Raw genomic sequence first — 24071 nt, forward strand, 5'->3', positions numbered from 1 at the left:
TTGAAGTTTATTGAGTTTGGTATAGGAAATAGTTGGCTAATAAGAACAGAAACAGAATTAGAAGATAGTACAGAGTTTGAGGAAAAAGGAATTGTAGGTCCAATAAAATTACAGTCCCTATACATAAGGGTTTGGGTGGGAAGAACTGTTCTGATAATGGATTCAAAAGAAGGGTTTAAGCGAATGGAGAAGAAACGTAAAGACTTAAAATTTATTTTGGGTGTAGTGAGTAAATAAGTTTTGGTCTAGATAAAGAGAAAATGAAATTATAAGAATCTATTTTGATATCGAGATTTCAAGAAAATAGGGCGATTGTTGCATAGTGGATCGCTCCTTAGTTGATATTTAATAATAAATAGTAAAGGGGACAACGTATTGAAGAGACCAATGGGTGTATCATTAATTAGTTATTTTTATATTTTTGGAGCGATGGTATTATTGTTTACCGCAGTTTTTTATAATGCAGAGGCTAACTCTATTAGCATTGCTGAGAGGTTTGGATTAACAAGTGTATTAGACCGATTAATGAGGGTATTAGTGGCTCTTATATCATTGGGAATGGTTTATGGATATATAAGGTTAAAAAAATGGGGCTATTGGATAATGATTACGTATTCAGTGCTTTTTGGAATAATAAGTCTTATTTTATTGTCTAATCAACCCTATCAACCATTTATCGGTAATGTGATTTTTTCAATTATTGTCTTAGCTTATACAATTTATGTGAAAAAGGAATTTTTCAAGTCAGATTTCCAGCATTAGTAAGAACGTTAATAAATTTGGATATTAAAGTGTTATTCAATTAAATAGGGCTATTGCAGTACAACGCTTAGCTTCTTACATAAGGATTGGGCAGTAGTGCAGAAGATAAATTTACCAAATAAGGGGAAATACAATACGAAAGAACCAATAAAAATAATGCTGTTAGGAATCGCAATATTGATTGTGAGTATATTTTTTCAGCTCATACTTACAGGAGGTACAGACTCTCCTTCGAACTTGGTGCAAATAATATTTGCAATAGGTTTTATTACAACATTAGTAGGGTTTTTTACAAGAAATAGATACAAATCGGACTACAAATATAACCATTAATATCTTAAAATTGCAGTCATTTCAACAAAAACAGACCATCAAATTCGTCTACAATTTGATGGTCTATTTCTTATACTTATTGTGACAGATAACAGAACCCTTTAAGGGCATCTGCTGTTTTTTATTTGCCCTTAAAGGCTTAATATACTTTATCTCCATTAAAAATAGAGTTTTTCACAATCACATAGTCAACGTGACGAATGGAGTCTAATGTGGTTCCGCCCGCATAGGAGATGGAAGATTGAAGATCTTGTTCCATTTCGGTTAGTGTGTCCTGTAAGGAACCTTTATGCTCCACGAACATTTTCTTGCCTTCTACGTTCTTCTTTTCGCCTTTTTGGAATTCAGAAGCGGAGCCGAAGTATTCTTTGACTAGCTTTCCTTCTATTTCAATGGTTTCTCCTGGTGATTCTTCGTGTCCAGCAAAAAGGGAGCCAATCATAACCATGGAGGCACCGAAGCGTACGGATTTCGCGATATCGCCGTGTGTGCGGATTCCGCCATCTGCAATAATCGGTTTGCTTGCTGCCTTTGCACATAAACGAAGTGCGGCTAACTGCCAGCCTCCCGTTCCAAAGCCTGTTTTAATTTTTGTGATACAAACCTTACCAGGACCAATCCCGACTTTTGTTGCATCTGCGCCGGCATTCTCTAGTTCTCGCACCGCTTCAGGAGTCCCAACATTTCCAGCAATCACAAAGCTCTCTGGTAGATGTTTTTTGATATGCTGAATCATATTGATAACAGCATTGGAATGACCATGGGCAATGTCGATGGTAATGAATTCAGGCGTAAGTGCTCTTGAGGCAAGCTCTTCAATGAATAGATATTCCTCTTCTTTCACACCAACACTAATGGAAGCATAAAGCCCTCTTCCATGCATATTTTCAATAAATGCTTGACGTTTTTCTGGTTCAAAGCGGTGCATGATGTAAAAGTAGTTATTTTCAGCAAGATAAAGGGCAATCTTTTCGTCAATGATGGTTTGCATATTCGCTGGGACGACAGGAAGCTTAAATTGACGGCCACCTAATGTCACCGTGGTATCACACTCAGAACGGCTGTTAACGACACATTTATTTGGTACTAACTGAATATCTTCATAATCAAATACATTTTCCATGAAACACACCCCTAAAAGATTAATTTTCATCGTAATGTTCGTAAAAATCATAAAGTAACAAAAAAATCCTAACTAAAAATGGGTAGAGGAATCCACCCATTCGTAGTTAGGATTTTACGGCTCCTAGTAGAAACTCTTAGACCATATCTCTAAGAATATACGAATGAAACTTGAACGTTTATTTCAACACAAGTTTGATTATAAACGAACTTTATGGTTGTGTAAATGATAAATGTTCGTATTTTGTTGAAATTTAGATGGAGTTTTAGATAGCTTTGATTATTATCCTGTTTTTTTACACATTCATCTAGAGGTACGTGTTCTGTCTTTAACGGTCCTAAAAATAAAAAAAGTATATATCTTATTCAGAGCTTTTGCTAATATGAGAAAGGAAGGAGATGGAAAACATGAAAAAAATAAGAAGGATCCTGATAGTGTGTGGATTATTAGTGATAGCGAATACTTTAACTGCTTGTAGTGAAGCGGTGGATAAAATAAAAGGGCAGATTGAAGCCGAAGAAGAAATATTAGTCTATCTGGAGGATAGCAATCCATTTATCGAAGCTGGTGTGCAAATAGAGATGGATGCAGCTGAAAATGTGTTTGAAGAAGAGGATTTAGAGCGTGCTCACGCATATCTAATCGAAACGAGTATTCCTGCTCTCGAAAAACTGGTAGAAGATACAGAGTTGATTGACCTTTCATGGGAGCCGTTGCAACCGTCGCATGATAAATTAATACAGGCTCACAAGAAATTGCTGGAAGTCTATCAGGTTTATGCAGAAGGCTATAAGCTTGATGATGAAAGCGTATTGGAAAAAGGAGATGCTCTTTACGAAGAATACAATGTTATTTTTGAAGAGCATATGACTTTGTTCACAGAAGTAGCCGAGGAGTATAAGGTAGAGATAGAAATTGAAGAAATAGAATAGAGCAAAAAAAGAGAGATGGTGATGTTGCCATCTTTTTTTTGTTTGGTAGGGCGTTAATCTATCAGAATAATTTTTACAAGAGTGCAACTTTTATAGAGTTCAACCGTCTAAACATAAACTTTAAGAAAGGGATGGATTTTTTACAAACAGAAGGGAGGTTCCTCTAACCTTGTCCAAAGAAAACGAAATTGATCATTGGTTTGTACAGTATCATCAGACTATCTATAAATATATTTTCCTCATGGTAAAAGATGCTCAAGAAGCGGAGGATTTGACTCAGGATACATTTGTGAGGGCCTATCAGTATTATTCTTCTTTTAAAAGGGATTCCTCCCCAAAAACCTGGTTATTCAAAATTGCACATAATACAACAATCGATTACTTAAGAAAAAGGAAACCCTTAAGGATATTTGCCAATGTGTTCTTGAACAAGGAGCAAGCTGCCTCAACGGAAGATATTTTGCTCCTTAAAGAAAATTCTCGGGAGCTCTTACTTGCTTTGAACAAATTAAAGGATACCTACAAGCAAGTAATCATCTTAAGAAAGATAAAAGGGTTTTCTGTATTGGAAACTGCTCATATCTTGGGCTGGTCGGAAAGTAAAGTGAAGTCTACCTTGATGCGCGCGATTCAAGCTTTGTCAAAAGAATGGATGGATGAGGAGGAGAACAAGGGTGAAAAACGTGCAAAACAATAAAAACACTTTAGATCAATCACTTCAAAGGCTGGAGTATGATATGGAGTGGAGGATGGACAACTCGGACTTGGTCAGAAAACGTGTTAATTCTAACATTCAAAAGCTAAGGAAGAAAAGAATAGCGAACAGACTAATAGCTGCTGCCGCATTTTTATTCCTTCTTGGGGGGGTCCCTCTTTACCTCAATGCGGATGATTCTTTTAGGATGACTGCAACAGAGAAGGAGAAAAGTGTGTATGAGTTGGATAAAGAGCAGCTTGTATTTCCGTTGGATGCCCACCATCACATTGAAAGAATTATTGGGGAGCCGAGTATTGGTTATTCCATTTCAGAGTATGATGATGGCCCATATTTATATTTGGATGCTGCATATATATACACCTTGAACGAACGAAATACGATGATTCAAATTCACACCCAAAAGAACGAATTGTCTATTGAAGAAATGATGAAATCTTTCTTATCACATGAAAAATACCCTTCCGCATCCTATGAAACAGTCGAAATACAAGTCGGCAAGGAACGAGCAGTGCTGACAGAATCTAATCAGGAATACGGTGGGGTCGATTTAAAGCTGGTTACCGAAGATACGATTTATTATTTGTATCCAGATTTACAAATGAAAGACATGAACGAGAAGGAAGTACAACAACTCAAAAAAGATTTGGTGAAGCTTGCGGAGTTGTTTAAGTTTTAGGGCTTGCTTTATTCACCACCGTTTCGGGAGAAAAAATTACAAAAAGCAGGTCTAATTCGCATATGAATTAGACCTGCTTTATTTGTTGTTATAACCATGTTTTCATTCGATAGTGTGGTGAATTGACACTTAAATGAGCCTCTTAATTTTCAAGTGTACAAAAAATGAGGTGCTAATTAGGGTACTAAATGACGTGTTCTTACGTCTTTAATAAGGAATTGTGTGATAAAATTGTAAATAATGGATATTTGATTAACGGGTAGGATTGTGGAAGAAAAAGGTTTTCTTAGGGGGTATTTATGCGAATAAAAATAATAATAGCCTTGGTATTTATATTATCAGGTTGCAATCAGGAAGTGTCCCAACACCCAATAGTCCATAACTTAAAGGGAGTGGAAGAATTTCCATATGATTTTAAACTACCAACTTATTTACCTTATGATGTAAAGGAAGTTAGGGTATATGATTACATTCAAATGATAGAAGAGTTGCCTGAAAGATTATCAGATGCAAAAGCCAATGATTTTGCTTTATCAATTGGAATTGGTGGTTATTCCGAGGAGCTTATCTTTATAGAAATGACACCATCTTTGAACAATAGAAGCTCAAACCATTCAACTGTAGAACAAATAGAGTTAAGTGATGGTAGAGAAGGGTTATATTCATACGTTAAAAACAAACAAACGTTATCACTAAACGAAGAAGGCTTTAACTATACTATCATTGTTTTTACCCATCAAGAAGGAAAAGAACTGTATTCACAAGAAGAGTTGATTAAGGTTGCAAACTCTTTGGTTTTAGTTAATAGATAACTTAGTTCGATCCATTTATCATTAATAATAAAATCCATAGGAAGTTAAAAATGATACAATATTAGGAAAAATGTGGAGGAAAACTTATGGAGATAAGGGAATATGATTCAGCTGATTTAATTCAATTTTCGGGTTTGATATCAGAATTAGGCTACCCTACGTCTGATGAGGAAATGGAAATAAGGATGAAACGGATAGAATCAAATTCAAATTACTACACATTCGTTGCAGTAAAGAATAAGAATTTGCTTGGAATGATTGGTGTTACACTCCATACTACATACACAAACAATGATGTAAAGGTTCAAATCACTTCTTTAGTTACAAAGACAGAGTATCGTGGTCAAGGTATCGCTAAAGCATTGATTAAGTATGTAGAAGAATGGTCTTTGAGTTTAGGATCAAATTTCATATATCTTTTAAGTGGCATTAGTGAAGAGAGAGGTAAGGCACATAAACTATATAAATCCCTAGGGTACGATATAACAGGGTATAGATTTGTTAAGCGTTTTTAGAAAAAAGTTTAATTCACAACACCAGCTAATAGGAGAAAACACTGAGTATGTGGGTGCTTTAACGAAAAAAGAGGATATATAGACATAAAACCCTAGGACCATTACATCTGGGGTTTTTACTTTTAAATCCATTGCCTTTTTTAAGTCCCTTTTTTTGCGGCTAATTTGGTTGTGATTTATGGTTGTCCCTCCCTTAACCTTAAGGAACCTCTTACTTTACAAGGAAGTGTTTTTTCTTTGTTGCATGATAGATAAAATAGAATTTATAAAAAATATTAAGGATCTTATAGCAGTAATAATAGATGTGAAACCTTCAAAGGAACTTTCCTTGAATAGTTATTTCTAAACAAACGTTCGATCAAGCGATTTATTTTTGCTGGAATGGAGGTATTGAAATCGAATCGTGGTATATCGACTATTTTTGCAAGGTATATTGAAATAGAAACCGGAGGGAGGTTCTGGCGGTTCATTTGGGTTTCGAATGAGCTAAGAGAACCGCCCACCTGCTCTTTTTTATTTATTTTCTGAATATTGACATATTTAAGATGTTATGAAAAGATGTATGTGGACAGCCTGCACTTCCTCTTGGTGTCCCTAGTGTAGTACTTCATACTTTTCTTCTGCTTTACTTCAGGTTTTGTATTTCTTATCTCAAAAAATCCAGCTTTCTATAGCATGTCTTTTCATCAATTAATTTAATGAAGGGGGTGGTGTGTCGGTAGATCTAAACAGCATCTCAAAGTAGCCTAGCCACAAGGGAAAAATATCTTGGAAGGGAGATTTTTATGGGTCACGATATTTATGGTTATAACAAAGTAAGAAAGGAAGTTGCGTATGCTCGTTTTTGTAAGGGGAATTTTAATGCCCATATACTGTACGCTGTCCTTGATGCCAATGAATTTTTTGCAGGAGTGAGTGGATCAGGGGGAGGCTCGGATTTTTCAGTGCAACAAATAGAAAATGCCTTGAGAGAGTTTGGCCAAAATTATAATTTGCAGCCTTCTCATGAAGCTGACAAGTGGGATGTTAAACAAATACAAGATTTTTTGCATAATTGTTTAGAAACTGCACAAAGAGAAGGGAAAGTAAGCGTGATTTTTGCGTAATATGAAAGATTAACAAAATTTTGAGCCCTCTGAATGACTTGCTTCTATCTATCACCAGTTTAACTCTTTATTTCTCGTACCAACTCCACGTTATTTTGTATAATCTCTTACCTTCAGATTCATATTGCATTACCCAGTTTCTAATTACACTGTCAGATGTATTATAGATTGGCTATAGTATGGTAACTTTCTTTGCCTTCTAAATAACGTAAAACCGCATCATGTTTTTCTTCAGGAGTAAATTTAGTCATAGAAAAACTGCACCTCCAATTGATAGTTTTTATGTCTAACAATTGGGGTGCAGTTCAATAATCCAAGCGTTTTTATGTGCTAAATTAAGGGATAATTACATCGCTAATCCCTTTGATTTTTGGAATGTGAGATACACTGTGATTATTAATTTCCTCCACATTAACTGAACTACTTACCATCAAAGGGAATAGCTATTTAAATGGCCTATTATTGAACAATGTCCATTTCTAACTCCAACTCTTTTACTTTCGCAATAGGTAAAAGAATTTTTTCAAAGTCAAAGGCTTCTAATGGCATTCCTTTTTGCGCTTTATTTGGTAGGTCTGGGTTAGCTAAGGCACTTGTTCCTAAAGAAACGAAATCTACTTGATGATCTTTTAACATTTTATCAGCCTTTTCAGGGTCACCTAGCCCACCATTCGCGATGACAGGAAGTTTTCCAAATTCTACTGCAGCCTGTGCGAGCGTTCGGGTGTTCTCTCCGAAAGCAGGGGACGCGGCATCTCCATCGGTAACGTGAATATAGTCTAAGGAAGACTGCCCTAATTGGGAGAAAATATATTCTGCTTCCGTTTCGCCACCTTCCCATTTGTGATTTGGGTCGGCAACTTTAATTTGTGAAATTCGAATGCCGACAATGAAATCTGAACCTACGGCATTGCGTATTTGTTCAATAATTTCAAGGATAAACCGTAATCTGTTTTCTTTGGATCCACCATATTGATCTTGGCGATGATTTAAATAGTCTGTTAAGAATTGATCTAGTAAATATCCATTTGCTCCGTGAATTTCAACACCATCAAATCCAGCCTCTTTCGCGCGAAGAGCGCTTTGTACAAACGCGTCTTTCACTTGTTCTATATCTGTTTCTGTCATTGCTTTAGGCGTTTGGAATGGTCCGGATCCACCATAAAACCCTAATTGCTCACCCTTAGGGGGGATAGCAGAAGGCGCAATGGTTTCAGACGTGTACGCATTCCCCTGACTTTGACCACCAGCATGCATGAGCTGTGCAATCATGATCGCGTCATGTTTGTGAACGGTGTCCACCACAGACTTCCACGCTTGTACATGATCTTCACGGGTAAGCCCTGGTTGATCATCATACCCCTGACTGTAGCTTTCGTCGATATAGATTCCTTCTGAAATGATGGAACCAAAGCCGCCTTTTGCATAGCGCTCGTAATATATTGTCATCGTATCATTAGCCCGACCATCTTGTTCTGCACTTATTCGCGTCATAGGAGCTACGATGTATCGGTTTTTAAACGCTTTGTTTTTTATTGCTGTATTTGAATAAAGCTTATCTAGATTCAAGGTAAACATCCTTTCTATTGATAATATACACGCATGATAACACATGAATATCTTGAATTCAGTATTTTAGCTTACTGCTTACTTGGTATAGTATGCTAATTGAAAATTGCTTTATGCAGTCATGTGTTTCACGCCCCCAAGGAGAGAGGATTTACATGCTTTGGAAGAGAATATCTTTTGAGAGTTTATTTTAAGGGGTGCGCACAATTATGGTTAGCTACTATGGAAAGCTGTCTGCAGAGGTTTATGATCTGGATAAGCATATTGGAAGATCTTTTGGAGACGTGGAGTACTATTATGAAAGATTGAAAGGGATAACTGGAAAGGTTTTAGAGCCAGCTGTTGGCAATGGCCGAATCTTGATTCCTTTGTTGGAAAAAGGAATCGATGTGGAAGGGTTTGACTACTCCGATGATATGCTGGAATTATGTATGAAAAATTGTGAGACTAGAGGTGTTCATCCCTTTGTTTCCAAACAGGATATGTCTGGATTTTTGCTGGAGCAGCAGTATCAAGCTGTGATTGTTCCTTGTGGGTCTTTTCTTTTACTACATAATCGGGAGCAATCTGTTTCCGCACTTCAATGCTTTTATGATCACCTAGAAAAGGGTGGGAAATTAATTTTCGATACCTTCCTGCAAGATCAATTTACCCCTGGTTATGTTTCCAAACGGGTTATGTACAACGATAAAGGTGACACCATTACGCTTGAATCAACCTTAGTGGAAGTTGATTACATCCAACAAGTGAAGGTCACCCATCATAAGTATGAGAAATGGAGAGCAGGGAAACTCGTAGATTCTGAACTTGAAATCTTCCCGCTCAGGTGGTACGGAGTAGAAGAGATGGTACTGCTTCTTGAAAAAGTCGGCTTTCAAGACATCACTATTTCTGCAGACTATCGATTTGGAGAGTATCCATCTGATGTGTCGCAGGTGATTACGTATGAAGCGGTGAAATGAGGCGAGTAAATGAATGATTGTGTTTTTTGTAGCATCGCGCAAAAAAGGGGAGAAGCATTTATTGTTCATGAAAGTACCCATACTTTAGCATTATTGGATATTTACCCTGCAACATATGGGCATCTATTAGTTATACCTAAAGAACACTATAAGATGTTTGATGAGATGTTTGATGAAGAGGTATTAAAGGACGTAATATCTAGCATCCAATTTGTGTGTAACAGGCTCGTTGAAAGAGGTTTGTGTAGAGATTACACAATCATTCAAAATAATGGAGAGTACGCCGAGCAGGAAATCAATCACGTGCATTTTCACATAATCCCTAGGTATCCTAATGATTTAGTAAAAATGGACCTTAATATTCAAGCCAGGAGAGCATCTAAAGAAGAATTACAGAATGTATTTAAGGCTTTAAAATAGTTCAAGTAAATTTGAAGGTATCTATCTTTAAATAGTTATTTCTAAACAAACGTTTGATCAAGCGAAAATTATCTGCTGTAATGCTGGTCTTGAAATTAAGTCGATAAATATCGACTATTTTCGAAAGGTATATGGAAATAGAAAATAGGGACGGTTTTGGCGGTTCGTTCAAGTTGCGAATGAGCCAGTAGAACCGTCCCTCTGTCTTTTATTTAAACTTCTCCGGAAACTGTTTCACCACACCATCAGAAATGAAATCAGACATTAAGATGATGTGTGTTATTCCTTCATCAACTGCCACGATTCTTGCATCCCATTCTTTATTTAAGCTTGCTGATAAGTCATCGGCAACTAACTCCAAATGCATGTAAAGCGATTCTTTTAACGCTTCATTTGATAACTTGGGGTTGGCATCACTAAGGAATTTCGCAATATCATCCGCATTTCTGTACCATTCTTTGTTAAGTTGATCTACCAAGTCTTTGTCTCCCATTTTAGCAGCATCGACGATTTTTCCAGCAATCAAAATATGCTCTTTAAGTAACTCGGTAAGCTTGTTTCCTGCGTCTTCACCGTACACCGGCTTAATAGCATTTCCAATATCCTCTTGATTTTTTAATAGTCTTGTTAGGACCTGCTCTTGATCCTCTGTTCCTGGAGTGGTGGCGCTTAAAATGTAATTACTTGTCCACAACACGTGATCGATCCAAAGTCTTCTGAAATCATTTTTGAAATCTACCTCAGACTGGCTAATATAATGTTCCTGTTTATTCGTGTTGGCACTAATGGTCCCAGGAAGCATATTCACCAGCAATGGTAAAATTAATATCACAAATAATAATTTTTTCATCCGTTCTACCCCTTCCAACAATTAAAAAGTACCTTCATATTATTGATTATTGGTCATTTTTCATGCGTGATAGGAAACTTTTAGGGATGCTACATCTAAAAAGACCTCCGAATGATGGTGTCCGGAGGTCTTTTGTGCTTTTTTTCGATTACAACAAATCCCTAAAACGTCGTGCTATTTTAAATCCCCGTCCCTAAACAAAACACTACTCGCCACCCATCTGGATCGCGGAAGGTAACGCCTCGACTCTCCCAATATGGGTTGACTGGGGGAACAGGGTGATACCCAAGCGAAAGCATTCTTTCTTTTGCATCCGCAAACGCTCTTTGATCGGTTAAATAGAACACAAGTAGGTTATCATCTGTTGGTGCTGGACAAGGGTGACCGTCGACATGCCTAGTGAATTCTAAATGATAGGATGCACCCGGTAATCCGAGCATCACGCCATCATAGCCATCATGATTTTCAAAGCTGCCAATTCGCTCTAGACCAACACCCTTTTCATAAAATGCGAGGACATCTTCCCATTGATCGGTAGAACGAGCTATTCGAACTTGATAGACAGGCAAGAGATTGGATTTCCATTTAGGTTTTACTTTTATTTTGTATGGAAGAGTGGGGTGATACAACCTGTGTTCGGATGCATCTTCACTTGCAATTTCCACTGTCACAGGGCTGATATAGGCGCGTTTTTGCAGCGGGTACCAAGGACGACCGGATTTGGTTAGGACGAAAACTCCTTCGTTTCCACCGAAAAAGCGAAAACTCGGGTCAACCGCTGCAAACTCATTAGGTATAGTAGATAGAAACTGACTGAATTCATTTAGATCTGGTGAAGGTAACCCAATTTCGCCAATATCATAAAAGCCTTCTATGGAGGTGTTAGCAGAATTTGGCCTTTCTAATATCTCCATTATGTTTCGTTCGGGGTCATGGAAATATAGCTGCTTTCCTTTCCAATACATGCTTGTTTCTCCGTGCTCATTTTCTAATAAGACCCCGAGCTTCTCTAATTTTTGATACATATAGTCAAAGTGTTCTAAACCCGTCCGGAACGCAACGTGATAATAAGGCTTTTGCTCCGAATGAATAAATGTGAGCCTTGTACTTCCTGCCTCGACGGTAAAATAGTTCTCAAAATCCTCCACAAGAGCAAGCTCCAACACCTCATGATAAAAAAGCTTCATCTCATCTAAGCAAGTGGTTTCTAACGTAATTTTAATGATGTTCACGACCCCAACTCCTCTCTTACCAATAGTGTATACGTTTCAGGTTAAGTAGGAATTGGCAGTTAGAATGGTCTTCTCTCGGTCTTTTGGAGTAGAAGAATGTGGAGGAAGAAAGGGATTCATTATTTTAAAAGAGAATATGTTACGGTGAATAGAAAGAGATGGGGGGAACTTCTATGAATATGGTAGAAAAAGCGATTGTTTTTGCTGCAGTGGCACATAAGAATCAAACCAGAAAGGGAACGGAGATACCGTATGTTACACACCCTTTTGCGGTTGGAATGCTGTTGCAAGGGGCAGGCTGCTCCGAAGAAGTGGTTGCAGCGGGTATTTTACACGACACTTTAGAAGACACCGAAGCGACGTATGAAGGTTTAACGGAAGAATTTGGGAGCACGGTAGCTGATTTAGTTGCGGCAGCATCTGAAAATGACAAGAGCTTGTCATGGGAAAAAAGAAAGCAGCATACAATTGATTTATTAATAGATACATCTAAAGAAGAAATGCAGGTTATTGTTGCGGATAAATTGCATAATTTACGATCCATTCGAACCGATATTCAACAAAAAGGGGACAAGATTTGGGAGCGATTTAATCGAGGGAAAGAGGATCAGCATTGGTATTATGCAAGCATCGTGAAAGCATTAGCAGATAGAAAAGAAAACTTTACGTTAATCAGTGAACTGGAGGCGGAAGTGAATGAGGTTTTTGGTTCAACAACATAAAGGAAGCTTTCTTTGAATAATTATTTCTAAACAAACGTTCGATCAAGGAAAAAAATATTGTTGTCATGTCGACTTTGAAATCAATTCGGGTTATATCGACTATTTTTGCAAGGTATATTGATATAGAGTCAGGGGGAGAAACCACTGGGACGGTTCAGGTGGTTTGTTCGGATAGTGGAACACCTAGGAGAGCTGTCCACAGGTATAAACCCTTTATTATGGAAAGCATAAAAAAACAGGCCCTTTATAAGGGGCCTGTTTTTTAAAAGTTTAGTTTATGCTTTTTGAACGTTAGCAGCTTGAGCTCCACGAGCACCTTGCTCAACGTCAAATGTTACTCTTTGACCTTCGTCTAAAGATTTGAAACCATCGCTTTGGATTGCGGAGAAGTGTACGAATACATCGTCTCCATTTTCACGTTCGATGAAACCAAAACCTTTTTCTGCATTAAACCATTTAACTGTACCTTGTTCCATTTTTGTTGCCTCCCAGTGCGTTAGCGCACAATGTATTACTATCCTTGCCAAAGTATCATCAAGATGAAAAGTTGTTATTCATACTATCCTTTACGCCGAACAAAAATAATTATCTTTATTATATCACGAAATGAGGAAAGTTGCACATGGGTAGTATTAAATTAACAAAATAATATTTGTGTTAAGGTTAAATTGGTTACCAAATATGTGGAGATGGATTTTTTGTTTCAAATTTGCGATAACATTGTTTATCCAATTGTCGGTGCTCTCTGGACTTGAAAGTAAATGTAAAATTCAATCAAAATTACAGTTTTGCAACGCCAATAAAACCTTCCCCATGGTGTATATTCCAAAAGAACGATTTTAGAACAAATTAATTTGGCTAATTATTATAAATATTTCAGTCAAATGTGTTGACTTTTTATGGCTAAGGCTATATATTTTGCATTAGGTAAACTTTTTCTGTTTTTGGATTCTTTGATGCATTCATTAATAGAACAAAATTTTTTTAGTTTAAAAGTTGAGCTCGTGCAACTTTAATGGTTTGTGTAAATAAATATGTATGTAACAAAAACCTAGAAAGTGGCATATGTTTTTAGGAGTCTAACTGAATTTCTTACAATGAAGCATTTTCATATATAGGCAGTTATTTTATAAGGAGGATTTGATTATGAGTAATGCTATTTCTATCCAAGATTTGCATGTCTCTTATTATGGAAATGAAGCGGTAAAAGGGGTCAGCTTGTCGATAGATACTGGTAATCTAGTAGGAATTATCGGGCCGAATGGAGCAGGTAAGTCAACATTATTAAAATCAATGTTGAACCTCATTCCATTGGATAAAGGAAATGTAAAGATCCTGGGCCAAAAAGTAAAGGACGTTCGTAAAAAAATCGCCTATGTTCCCCAAAGAAATGACATCGATTGGGATTTCCCGATCACTGTCTTGGATGCTGTTCTGATTGGCACTTATCCAAACTTATCCATATTTAAGCGTCCGGGGAAAAAGGAAAAAGAGTGGGCTTATGAATGTCTACAGCGTGTTGGCATGGAGGATTTCAGTAAACGCCAGATTGGGGAATTATCCGGTGGCCAACAGCAGCGTGTGTTCTTAGCAAGAGCGCTTGCTCAAAGAGCGGAAATCTTCTTTCTTGATGAACCGTTTGTCGGGGTGGATGTTACGAGTGAAGAAACCATCGTGAAGATCTTAAAAGAACTATGTTGGCAAGGGAAGACAGTGATGGTGGTGCACCATGACTTAAGTAAAGCGACAAGTTACTTTAATAAGTTGATCTTATTAAACAAAGAATTGATTAGTTATGGATCGACAACGGAGGTTTTCCAATCCACTGTCATTGAGAAAGCATACCAAGGACAATTTGCCTTCTTGACGGAAATGGGGGTTTAAGGAAAATGGCATTTATTGAAGCAGTAATGCAATATGGCTTCCTACAAAAAGCACTTCTCACTTCCATTATGGTTGGTATCATCTGTGGAGTGATTGGCTGTTTTATCATCCTAAGAGGGATGGCGTTGATGGGGGATGCTATTTCGCACGCCGTACTACCTGGTGTGGCAATCTCCTACATTCTAGGAATTAACTTTTTCTTTGGCGCTGTATTCACAGGGATTATCACAGCAATTGCCATTGGATTTGTGAGTCAAAACAGTCGTATCAAGCACGATACTTCCATTGGAATTATGTTTACGGCTATGTTTGCGGCTGGGATTATCATCATTACGATGTTAAAAAGTAGTACGGATTTATATCATATTTTATTTGGGAATGTCTTGGCAGTTCGTCCTTCTGATATGTGGATCACCCTTGGTACTGGCTTGTTCGTACTTACGGCGGTCTATCTGTTTTACAAGGAATTGTTGGTTACATCCTTTGATAGCACGATGGCAGCAGCATACGGATTGCCAGTTCGGTTGATTCATTACTTCCTGATGGCGCTCCTTACCATGGTAACAGTGGCATCACTTCAAACCGTTGGAATCGTATTGGTTGTGGCAATGTTGATTACTCCTGCAGCAGCTGCCTATCTGCTAACAGACAGGTTATGGGTGATGATTTTCATTGCAGCCGGAATTGGAGTTATCTCCTCGGTTGTAGGACTATACTTTAGCTTTACCTACAATCTGGCTTCAGGAGCAACCATCGTAATATCAGCAACAGCAATTTTTGCGTTAGTATTTTTGTTCTCGCCAAAGCATGGTTTGCTCTGGAAAACGATGAAAACAAGAAAGAAACGTGCGGCTTTGATGTAAGTTTAGAAAAATAAAAAGAAAAGTAGGGGGAAACCAAACATGTTGAAAAAACTATCGTTATTTTTAGTTTCAGTATTTGCAATTATGACTTTAGCGGCATGCAGTGAGGAAAAAGCGAATGGTAAGGAAGACGGAGAAGGTAAAGTGCAAGTCGTGGCAACGTACTCTATCGTTTATGATATCGTGAAAAATGTTGGTGGAGATTTAGTGGAAATCCATAGCTTGGCTCCGATTGGTTCTAATCCACATGAGTACGATCCACTACCTGTAGATGTACAAAAAACAACCGATGCAGATGCGGTGTTTTATAACGGATTGAATCTTGAGGCTGGAAACTCATGGTTTAATAAGCTTATGGAAACAGCAGATAAAGCTGGAAAGGATGCACCTGTATTCCTTATGAGTGAAGGTGTAGATGTGAAATTCCTTACAACAAAAGGTCAAGAGGGAGAAGAAGACCCTCATGCATGGTTGGATGTTCGTAACGGAATTAAATATGCAGAAAATGCGCGTGATGGGTTAATTAAAGTAGACCCTGAAAATAAAGAAGTGTACGAAAAGAATGCCGAAGAATACATTGCAAAATTAGAAGAACTTCATAACAAAGCAAAAGAGAAGTTCAATGAAATCCCAGAAGAGCAACGAGTACTTGTAACAAGTGAAGGTGCCTTTAAGTACTTTAGTGAAGCATATGGATTCCAAGCAGAATATATCTGGGAAATCAACCAAGAAAATCAAGGAACTCCAGATCAAATTACAAGAATTGTGGATATCATTAATGAAAGAAAAATTACTGGCTTATTCTTAGAAACTAGTATTGATGGCCGTAGCATGGAAGCTGTATCGGAAGAAACAGGAGTACCTATCATGGGGAAAGTTTTCACCGATTCTTTAGCTAAACCAGGTGAGGATGGAGATTCCTACATTTCTATGATGGAATGGAATATCGATACCATTTTTGAAGGCTTAACGAAGTAACTTGCCGCCTAGCTCCCTCATCCTCGGATGAAGGGAGCTTTTTAAAAAAAGGCAGCTTATAGATTTTTTCCAATCATTATGAAAGCAACTTTCCCGCCAAAGAGCACGACAATAACTTTTATTAGGGGTATCTTAATTTTACGCAGTAGCAACAAAGTGTTCAAAAAACAGCCTTTCAAAAAAATGTTCCTTAAATACAAATCCTAATAAGAATGATATTAGGAGGAGAGTGGATGAAGGAAAACGTGTTTGGAAAGGGGTGCGTATTCAGTGGTGTCACCTTCTGAGGAAAGATACCTGGAAGAAATTTATTATCAAGTCTTGGAAAATGGGTATGCAAGAATCTCTCATATTGCCAAATCCCTAAATGTCGGAGTTCCATCAGCATCTAGAATGGCTGGCCGCCTCTCTAGTCAAGGGTATTTAGACTACGAACCTTATGGGATTATCAATCTCACCAAAAAAGGATTTGCAATCGGAAGAGAATTGGAACGAAATCATAAAGTATTGGAGAATTTTTTCCGCCTTGTAAAACTCGAAGAAGCGCTAATTCAACAAGAGGTAAAGAACATCGAGCATCATATCAGCAGTGAAGCAGTCGGTAAAATCAAAGCGTACCTAGAGATGCATACCAAAATGAAAAGCTGAGTATGTGTTTCGCATGAAAACCACTAGCAAACTAGTACGATCTGGTGATGTCATTTTTATTCTTGAATAGGAAAATTTAAACAAACGTTCGATCATGGGAAAATTTCTTGTTGTCATGTAGACGGTAAAATCAAATCGGGTTATATCGACTATTTTTGCAAGGTATATTGAAATAGGAACCAAGGGAACGGGTCTGGTGTTTCATTCGGGTATAGAATGAACCAAAGAAGAACCGTCCCCCTGGTTCTATTTTTTTGTGTAGCGGATTTCTGCAAAGTCGCCGTATTGTTTAATTTGGTTTAGTTTTAGTTTGGTGGTTTGGTTATCTTCTTTGAAGAGTGGAATGCCGCCACCTAAGATGGTGGGCGCGATGGTGATAATGTATTCGTCGACCAAATCCTTCTTAATAAAGTGATGAAGCAGCTCACCGCCCCCAACGATCCAGATATTTTTACCAGGTTGTTGCTGCAGCTGGTGTATCAACTCGCTCACCTCGCCCCGTACAAACGTGACATCTTCTGTGTCCTCAACATTAGTAGACCTTGTGTATACATAACATGCCTTTCCCTTATAAGGAAATTCCTCAAGTTCATGGTTCATTACCCAATCATACGTTTTTTTCCCCATGATAACGGCATCGATGGTTTGGTAAAACTCAGCATAACCGTTATCTCCTTCTCCTTCTGTTTCCATGAGCCAATCTAAGGATTCTTCTTTTGTAGCAATGTATCCATCTAGGCTAGTAGCGATAAATAAAACGACTTTTCGATTGTGCGTCATTTTCAAGCTCCTTTGCTGGTTTGTAAGGTTTTTAAGAATATTAACTAGAATATCACAACACCTAATCATTTTCTTTGAATAGTTATTTTTAAACAAATGTTTGTTTAAACGAAATTCTTTTGTTGGTATGCCAGTTCTTATATTGATTCGAGAAATACCGACTATTTTTGCATTCTATATTAGTATAGAAATCAAGAGGCCTGATTCCTTTGTTTTTTTATTCAACCAGCGCTTTATTCTTTTGTAGATTTTTTATTCTTTTGGTTAGTGGAAGGGCTAAGCATAAAAAGAGGATACCAATTAGAAAAAGTAGGGCGTTTAGGACTAGTTCACTTTTTGTCATGTTAGATATAGAGAATATTTGTGTGATACTTGTCGCTAAGTAAGGGATGGAAAGCATATACCAGATAATATTTATTCGTTTATAATGTTCAATTCGCGAGTCGAAATCAGAATAGATTTCAAATTCACCATAGGAGCTCTTTCTTCGGAAGTAATGCCATCTTCTAGAAGAGGCAATGAGCTCTACGTTTACATCCTCCATAAAGGTAAGATAGGAATCTATTTCGTTTCGATAGATATCGGGTTTGAGAAATTCAATTCGATAAATATAAGCTCCTGGCTCACAAGGTTCAAACGCATAATAGTTTTTGGTGATTTCACAGAGAGCGAGGCCGTCTTCGCACATTTGGTTTAACCATGCTTCTTCTTTTTCAAAGTTGATAAAGAGGTTTTGGATAAACTTCCTTTTTATCTTTTTCATTTTTACTCCTCACCTTTCGTTATTGCTAACCCGTTTTGGTATAGTTCGGCTAGTCTTGCTATTTCCGTTTGTAGTGCCTCCTGACCAAGAGCAGTAATAACGTATACTTTTTTTCTATCAGTCGTTTCCTTCTCTTTAGGTTCAATCCATTTCTTGTCTAGAAGGGCTGTAATTGCACCATAGAGTGTACCTGGGGCAAGTGTAAGTCTGTTGTTACTAAGCTGCTTCACAAACTGCATAATGCCATAGCCATGTTGTGGGGTGTGAAGGGAAAGAAGTATGTAGTAGGTTGACTCTGAAAGTGCTTGATGAGTGCTGTTTTTCAAAAGAGTTAATTCCTCCTTTTTACAAACTATAACGTGAGCCGATATAGTTTAAATATATCGGCTCGCGTTATAAAAGTCTATACATAATTAGAAAAAAATGTATTTTTCATAATTGATCTTCTGTAAATGGAGCTCAGCGGAGTCATCGGGCGCTGTTGTTAGCTAAAAAGGGTGAATGGAGCCTAAAGGAACTTTCTTGCCACGCAGCTGGTAGTCAAAGGAGGGGAACAAGTGACATGGCGTTCCTTGTAATCTTTATCCGAGTATCTTTAGTACCATATTTCGTCATTTTTTTGGTATTCTATAAATAGGGAAAATTGAAACTATTTTCTTGTGTGAAAAGGTTTTTAATGTAAAAAAGCGAATATATGGTAGGTTGGGAAGCAAATTTATGTCGATTTTTTTATGCAGAGCAATTTAGGGGGTACTTAGAAATGGAAACTTCGCAGCTACAGGTGAAACGAATTTTAGATAATATTGGGAAAGTCATGATTGGAAAAGAAAATGTGGCAGAGCTAAGTATTGTCGCATTACTTGCTGGGGGACATGTGCTGTTAGAGGACGTGCCTGGTGTTGGTAAAACGTTAATGGTTCGCTCACTGGCGAAATCAGTTGGTGCAAACTTTAAACGTATTCAATTTACGCCTGATTTGCTTCCTTCTGATGTAACGGGAAGCTCTATTTATAACCCGAAAGAGTTGAAGTTTGAATTTAGACCAGGGCCGATTATGGGGAACATCGTGCTTGCAGATGAAATTAACCGTACCTCACCAAAAACCCAAGCTGCATTGCTTGAGGGAATGGAAGAAGGCAGTGTGACAGTGGATGGCAATACCCTATCTCTAGGGAATCCTTTCTTTGTAATGGCCACGCAAAACCCGATTGAATATGAAGGAACCTATCCTTTGCCAGAGGCGCAGCTGGATCGTTTCTTATTTAAGATGAATATGGGATATCCAACTGTTCAAGAGGAAGTGGAAATTCTCCATACAACGGAAAAGAAACAGCCGATCAATGAGCTAACATCCGTGATTACATTAGAAGAGCTGCAGGAAATGCAAAAGCAGGTAAAAAATGTGCATGTGGACGTAACGGTAAAAGAATATATCGTGGATATGGTAAATCGAACACGTGCTCATCAGTCTGTTTATTTGGGGGCAAGTCCTCGTGGTTCTGTTGCGTTAATGAAGGCCGCCCAAGCATACGCATTTATTCACGGCAGAGATTATGTTGTTCCAGATGACATTCAGTATTTAGCGGCATTTGTCCTACCGCACCGTATAATCTTGAAGTCTGAAGCTAAATTTGAGGGAATGACCGCTGAGCAGGTTGTGAAAAAGGTGATTGACCGCACGCCAGTTCCAGTTCAAAGGTCAATGAGCAGATAATGAGGGCATTTTTTACGCGGTCAAAAAAAATATGGAAGCTCCTTTCTTTTTTTCTGCTTATATTGATTACCTTTGTATATGCCATGTTTCAGGGTGGATTTGTAAGCTGGTTTTTGTTTATCAGCTTTCTGCCCTTTGCGCTCTATGCATGTTTGGTATTGGTATATCCTTTACGTGATTTTCATATAACACGATCTATTAATCAGGAAAAGTTTCGCTCCGGTGACCGTTTAGTTGGCACCATTACGATTGAGAGGACGATACCAGTCCCGCTTGCGTATCTTTTTGTAGAAGAAACACTATCGGATCAGCTAATTTTCTGTCAGCAAACGAAGCAAGCGAAAAGAATCCTCTTCCCATGGTTTAAGAAAACTATCACTATTCAGTATGCATTAGATCGGCTACCAAGAGGAGAGCATACGCTTTCAGGGATTCGTATCGTGACAGGAGATTTTCTCGGTTTAATCGAAAAAGAACATCTCATGGAAATGGAGCATCACTTTCTTGTGTACCCAAATTATCTAGACATGACCTACAAGCAGCATGAAAGCAAGTTTGATCAAGGCTCTACCTCCTCAAGGATGAGGCTCATTCGTGATACTTCCATGACAGTAGGGGTTCGTGAATATCAGCCGGGAGACCGTTTTTCCTGGATTGATTGGAAGGCAACAGCCCGCCGCAATGATATTATGACCAAGGAATTTGAGCAACAGCAATCGCATGATGTGATGTTGTTTTTGGACAGAACGACGACTTCTTCCTTTGAGAGTGCCGTGAGCTATTGTGCGGCTCTTACCAAAGCGATTTTGCGTTATGGCTCCCAAGTAGGGCTCGTTTCTGTCGGTGGAGAGCGTTCAGTATATTCATTGCGAACGGGAGAAGAACAGTTTGCAGAAATTTACTATCACCTTGCAAAAGTGCAGCCTGATACCAATAGAAGCTTTGCAAGAATCATAGAAATGGAGATAGGAAAATTTCAGCCAACGGTGACGTTTTTGTTTGTCACTGGCAAGCTGACAAAAGAAACAGTGGAAACGTTGGAAAAGTTGTCAACTAGGCATCTTCATTTACAGGTACATGTGACAAAGGATAATAATGTCCGTCTAACGAAGGAAGAATTAGCCTATATGGAGCAGCTGAAACGGAGAAATATTGCAGTGAAAACGATCTATCCTAATAAGTCAAAGTCAGAAGTAATAAGTGAGGTGAGCTGATAATGGCAAAAACAAATCCATATCAGCGTAACGTCTACGCGCTGCTTATGCACATATTTGGCTTTGTGCTGCTACTGGAGTGGATTCTCCCACTGCGTGATGTCACTGATACTGATAATCTCTATGTGTTTGTTGTATTCTTGCTCATTTCCTTTTCAATGTCTTTCCTGCAAATACTTCCGATTTTAAGCTTTTTCGTACATTTAGGTTTTATGTTTTATTTTCTTCATGTTTTATACATGTTGGAATTCACCTTCCTAGGGAAAAGTTGGTTTGCGTATTTGTATCAAGATATAAAGTACAACATGGGAATCATCTGGTCAGCAGACTGGGGAGGGATGACGGGTCTGTTCCGGAGCATGCTTCTCTTTATTTTACTCTGGTTGATTAGCTATCTCGTCATCTACTGGATTTTATATCGAAAGCAAATGCTAATGTTTGTAATTATCACGATTACCTATGTGGCGCTTCTTGACACTTTCACGGCTTATGTAGGCAGTGGAGCGATTGTTCGCTTAATTATTGTTGGTCTTTCCATCGTAGGGTTTGTGCATATGGAACGGATTAAAGAGCGAGAGGGTGTGTACAAAAATAACCGGTTGTTGCTTGGTTGGGGACTGCCGTTAATTGCTTTCATCCTTCTGTCTGCTACCGCTGGGTATCTCTCGCCAAAGGCTGCGCCAATTTGGCCAGATCCGGTTCCGTTTTTAACTGGCATTGGTAATGGAGAGGGTGGAGCTGGAACTGGCGTCCGCAAAATAGGCTATGGAGAAAACGACTCCCGCCTAGGAGGACCCTTTGTGCCAGATGACTCTGTGGTGTTTCAAACAGAGCAAATCCGTACTCACTACTGGCGGGTGGAAACGAAAGATATTTATACCGGTAAAGGCTGGGATTCATCAGAGGGTGAACAGAATCTATTAAAAAGAGGATTGAATGATCAAGTTTCCTGGTTTACCGATAGCGTGAAAACCTACGCAGTTTCGGCAACCCTTAAAATGGAGAAAACCTATCCACATATTAACTATCCGCTTGGTTTAACGGAAGTTCAAGCAGAGGGTGCAGAGCTTCGTGTTAATGACAGCACAGAAAAAATAACGACCATAGATGAAAATGGTGATGCTGTAAAACTTGAAGAATACGAGGTAAAGTACAATTTTCCAAGATTCTATATTGAAGATTTAAAAGCGGTAGAACCAGGTACGGCCGCAGAGAGTAAGGAAGAGTTTGTGGAGCGGTACACGCAGCTTCCAGATTCCATGCCAGGGAGAGTAAGAGACTTGGCATTAGAAATTACCGATCCCTACCCAAGTCGTTTTGATAAAGTGAAAGCGGTGGAACGCTATTTTAGAAGCAATGAATTTGAATATGAAACAACTGATGTGGCAGTTCCAACGGGCGATCAAGATTATGTTGATCAGTTTCTTTTTGAGACGATGAAGGGCTATTGCGACAATTTCTCTACGGCAATGGTTGCTCTCCTAAGGTCAATTGATATTCCAGCTCGCTGGGTGAAGGGGTATACGGAGGGTGAATTTGTTGATGTAGCAGAGAACTCCAGAAGAATTTTTGAAGTAACCAACAATAATGCCCACTCGTGGGTAGAAGTGTATTTTCCTGGAGTAGGCTGGGTCACCTACGAACCTACTAGTGGCTTTAGCAATCCATATAGCTTTGTCTATCAATCGGCAGAAGAAAATGTCGGCGAAGATGGAGAAGAACAAACCCCAGAACAACCAGAAAGTCCACAAACAGAAGAGCCTGAAAGACCAGAGCTTGATCCAGCACAAGAAGAAGGTGCAGGTGGTACCACTTCTTCTGGGAACACATTCGACTTATCACTTTCCTTCAAGTCGTTTCTTCTGTTTTTAGCAGTGGTGACTATTGTTGGAGGCATTTTGTTCCTTGGGCGTCATAAATGGCTGCCGTACTATTATATTCTTCGTTATAAAGGAAAATCCGATGTCTTTAACAGAGCGTATCCAGCGCTTTTAAGACAGCTTCATGCTGTCGGGATGCCTAGACAAGATGGCCAAACCTTGCGGGAATATGCTAAATATGTTGATCGTCATTTTGAAACAAGTGACATGCAAGCATTAACTGCCAATTATGAACGTGTCCTCTACCGCGGTAACTCCTCCGAAAAAGAGTGGGAGAAATCGGTGGAATTATGGGAAAATTTAATTAAAAAGACTTCATCTTGACCTCGTTCTGGCACACTGATAGAATAAGGTCAACTTACAACAGAATTTAGATTGACTTCATATATCCTCGATAATAAGGTTCGAGAGTCTCTACCGGGTTGCCATGAACTACCTGACTATGAAGGCAGTTTTCTATTAGTATTATTTAAGTACGACACTACTAAACTAGGATTCTGCCTTCTTATTTTTTGAATATGAAGGTGAATTCTGGTTTTTTTGTTTATTAAAAGGCATATCTTTCCTTTTGGTAGTTCAAAATAAGTGGAATGATTTGCAGTGAAACTAAATGAT

The 24071-nt window shown here is 38.4% G+C and carries 26 protein-coding genes and 2 riboswitches; of the genes, 18 read left to right on the forward strand and 8 right to left on the reverse strand.

Annotated features, from left to right (window positions below):
- Positions 1-237 (forward strand): DUF3977 family protein, encoded by a 237-nt coding sequence (locus tag FIU87_RS01875; RefSeq protein WP_152443012.1) that lies wholly within the window; start codon positions 1-3, stop codon positions 235-237.
- Positions 238-375: 138 nt separating this feature from the next.
- Positions 376-762: a hypothetical protein gene (locus FIU87_RS01880; protein ID WP_152443013.1), complete on the forward strand. Its 387-nt coding sequence runs from the start codon at positions 376-378 to the stop codon at positions 760-762.
- A gap of 472 nt (positions 763-1234) precedes the next feature.
- On the opposite strand, the gene guaC is transcribed toward FIU87_RS01880, so the two are convergent.
- Positions 1235-2218: a GMP reductase gene (gene guaC, locus FIU87_RS01885; RefSeq protein ID WP_152443014.1), complete on the reverse strand. Its 984-nt coding sequence runs from the start codon at positions 2216-2218 to the stop codon at positions 1235-1237.
- Between the two features lie 83 nt (positions 2219-2301).
- Positions 2302-2401, reverse strand: a riboswitch (purine riboswitch).
- 224 nt (positions 2402-2625) lie between these two features.
- Here guaC and FIU87_RS01890 point away from each other — a divergent pair.
- From FIU87_RS01890 to FIU87_RS01915, 6 genes are all read left to right on the forward strand, one after another.
- Positions 2626-3150 (forward strand): hypothetical protein, encoded by a 525-nt coding sequence (locus tag FIU87_RS01890; protein ID WP_152443015.1) that lies wholly within the window; start codon positions 2626-2628, stop codon positions 3148-3150.
- A gap of 169 nt (positions 3151-3319) precedes the next feature.
- Positions 3320-3847: an RNA polymerase sigma factor gene (locus tag FIU87_RS01895; protein ID WP_152443016.1), complete on the forward strand. Its 528-nt coding sequence runs from the start codon at positions 3320-3322 to the stop codon at positions 3845-3847.
- The gene (locus FIU87_RS01900) at positions 3825-4544 is read left to right on the forward strand and encodes a hypothetical protein (RefSeq protein ID WP_152443017.1); all 720 of its coding nucleotides are present in this window, start codon (positions 3825-3827) and stop codon (positions 4542-4544) included. Before FIU87_RS01895 ends, FIU87_RS01900 begins: the two co-directional genes overlap by 23 nt.
- Positions 4545-4843: 299 nt before the next feature.
- Complete coding sequence (locus FIU87_RS01905; protein WP_152443018.1) at positions 4844-5356, forward strand: hypothetical protein; 513 nt, start codon at positions 4844-4846, stop codon at positions 5354-5356.
- Between the two features lie 86 nt (positions 5357-5442).
- Entirely contained in the window at positions 5443-5871 is a 429-nt protein-coding gene (locus FIU87_RS01910; protein ID WP_152443019.1) for a GNAT family N-acetyltransferase, read from the forward strand.
- Between the two features lie 785 nt (positions 5872-6656).
- Complete coding sequence (locus FIU87_RS01915; RefSeq protein WP_152443020.1) at positions 6657-6977, forward strand: hypothetical protein; 321 nt, start codon at positions 6657-6659, stop codon at positions 6975-6977.
- Between the two features lie 459 nt (positions 6978-7436).
- Here the strand turns inward: FIU87_RS01915 and FIU87_RS01920 are convergent, their stop codons facing one another.
- Complete coding sequence (locus FIU87_RS01920; RefSeq protein ID WP_253905486.1) at positions 7437-8546, reverse strand: oxidoreductase; 1110 nt, start codon at positions 8544-8546, stop codon at positions 7437-7439.
- Between the two features lie 209 nt (positions 8547-8755).
- Between FIU87_RS01920 and FIU87_RS01925 the strand changes: the two genes are divergently transcribed.
- Together FIU87_RS01925 and FIU87_RS01930 are read left to right on the forward strand one after the other, a co-directional pair.
- A complete protein-coding gene (locus FIU87_RS01925; protein ID WP_152443022.1) occupies positions 8756-9508 on the forward strand; it encodes a class I SAM-dependent methyltransferase in 753 nt (250 codons plus the stop codon).
- A gap of 9 nt (positions 9509-9517) precedes the next feature.
- A complete protein-coding gene (locus FIU87_RS01930; RefSeq protein ID WP_152443023.1) occupies positions 9518-9928 on the forward strand; it encodes an HIT family protein in 411 nt (136 codons plus the stop codon).
- Positions 9929-10136: 208 nt separating this feature from the next.
- Here the strand turns inward: FIU87_RS01930 and FIU87_RS01935 are convergent, their stop codons facing one another.
- Positions 10137-10778 carry a glycosyltransferase gene (locus FIU87_RS01935; protein ID WP_152443024.1) on the reverse strand — a complete coding sequence of 214 codons (642 nt, stop codon included), beginning with the start codon at positions 10776-10778 and terminating at the stop codon, positions 10137-10139.
- Positions 10779-10957: 179 nt separating this feature from the next.
- A complete protein-coding gene (locus FIU87_RS21640; protein WP_367643900.1) occupies positions 10958-12010 on the reverse strand; it encodes a VOC family protein in 1053 nt (350 codons plus the stop codon).
- A 173-nt stretch (positions 12011-12183) separates the two neighbouring features.
- Here FIU87_RS21640 and FIU87_RS01945 point away from each other — a divergent pair, with 173 nt between their 5' ends.
- Positions 12184-12732, forward strand: coding sequence for an HD domain-containing protein (locus FIU87_RS01945; RefSeq protein ID WP_152443025.1), 549 nt, complete (start codon positions 12184-12186; stop codon positions 12730-12732).
- A gap of 275 nt (positions 12733-13007) precedes the next feature.
- On the opposite strand, the gene cspC is transcribed toward FIU87_RS01945, so the two are convergent.
- Positions 13008-13208: a cold shock protein CspC gene (gene cspC, locus FIU87_RS01950; protein ID WP_152443026.1), complete on the reverse strand. Its 201-nt coding sequence runs from the start codon at positions 13206-13208 to the stop codon at positions 13008-13010.
- Between the two features lie 670 nt (positions 13209-13878).
- Here cspC and FIU87_RS01955 point away from each other — a divergent pair.
- From FIU87_RS01955 to FIU87_RS01970, 4 genes are all read left to right on the forward strand, one after another.
- Positions 13879-14616 (forward strand): metal ABC transporter ATP-binding protein, encoded by a 738-nt coding sequence (locus tag FIU87_RS01955; protein ID WP_152443027.1) that lies wholly within the window; start codon positions 13879-13881, stop codon positions 14614-14616.
- Positions 14617-14621: 5 nt separating this feature from the next.
- On the forward strand, positions 14622-15479 hold the full coding sequence (locus FIU87_RS01960) for a metal ABC transporter permease (RefSeq protein ID WP_152443028.1): 858 nt from the start codon (positions 14622-14624) through the stop codon (positions 15477-15479).
- Between the two features lie 39 nt (positions 15480-15518).
- A complete protein-coding gene (locus tag FIU87_RS01965) occupies positions 15519-16457 on the forward strand; it encodes a metal ABC transporter substrate-binding protein (RefSeq protein ID WP_152443029.1) in 939 nt (312 codons plus the stop codon).
- 249 nt (positions 16458-16706) lie between these two features.
- Positions 16707-17105, forward strand: coding sequence for a metal-dependent transcriptional regulator (locus tag FIU87_RS01970; protein ID WP_152443030.1), 399 nt, complete (start codon positions 16707-16709; stop codon positions 17103-17105).
- Positions 17106-17351: 246 nt separating this feature from the next.
- On the opposite strand, the gene FIU87_RS01975 is transcribed toward FIU87_RS01970, so the two are convergent.
- From FIU87_RS01975 to FIU87_RS01985, 3 genes are all read right to left on the reverse strand, one after another.
- Positions 17352-17885 carry a dihydrofolate reductase family protein gene (locus FIU87_RS01975; RefSeq protein ID WP_152443031.1) on the reverse strand — a complete coding sequence of 178 codons (534 nt, stop codon included), beginning with the start codon at positions 17883-17885 and terminating at the stop codon, positions 17352-17354.
- A 217-nt stretch (positions 17886-18102) separates the two neighbouring features.
- The gene (locus tag FIU87_RS01980; protein WP_152443032.1) at positions 18103-18648 is read right to left on the reverse strand and encodes a DUF2812 domain-containing protein; all 546 of its coding nucleotides are present in this window, start codon (positions 18646-18648) and stop codon (positions 18103-18105) included.
- 2 nt (positions 18649-18650) lie between these two features.
- Positions 18651-18974: a PadR family transcriptional regulator gene (locus tag FIU87_RS01985; RefSeq protein WP_152443033.1), complete on the reverse strand. Its 324-nt coding sequence runs from the start codon at positions 18972-18974 to the stop codon at positions 18651-18653.
- 434 nt (positions 18975-19408) lie between these two features.
- On the opposite strand from FIU87_RS01985, the gene FIU87_RS01990 reads away from it, so the two are divergent.
- The 3 genes from FIU87_RS01990 to FIU87_RS02000 all read left to right on the forward strand — a co-directional run bounded on the left by FIU87_RS01990 (position 19409) and on the right by FIU87_RS02000 (position 23780).
- Complete coding sequence (locus FIU87_RS01990) at positions 19409-20362, forward strand: AAA family ATPase (protein ID WP_152443034.1); 954 nt, start codon at positions 19409-19411, stop codon at positions 20360-20362.
- Between the two features lie 62 nt (positions 20363-20424).
- Positions 20425-21576 carry a DUF58 domain-containing protein gene (locus FIU87_RS01995; RefSeq protein ID WP_253905487.1) on the forward strand — a complete coding sequence of 384 codons (1152 nt, stop codon included), beginning with the start codon at positions 20425-20427 and terminating at the stop codon, positions 21574-21576.
- Positions 21577-21578: 2 nt separating this feature from the next.
- Positions 21579-23780, forward strand: a complete 2202-nt coding sequence (locus tag FIU87_RS02000) for a transglutaminase domain-containing protein (protein ID WP_152443036.1) — start codon at positions 21579-21581, stop codon at positions 23778-23780.
- A gap of 37 nt (positions 23781-23817) precedes the next feature.
- Positions 23818-23919: riboswitch (purine riboswitch) on the forward strand.
- The last annotated feature ends 152 nt before the right edge of the window (positions 23920-24071 follow it).

Origin of the sequence: Bacillus sp. THAF10 (assembly GCF_009363695.1) — a bacterium.
In the GTDB taxonomy this organism is placed as follows: Bacteria; Bacillota; Bacilli; order Bacillales; family Bacillaceae_I; genus Sutcliffiella_A.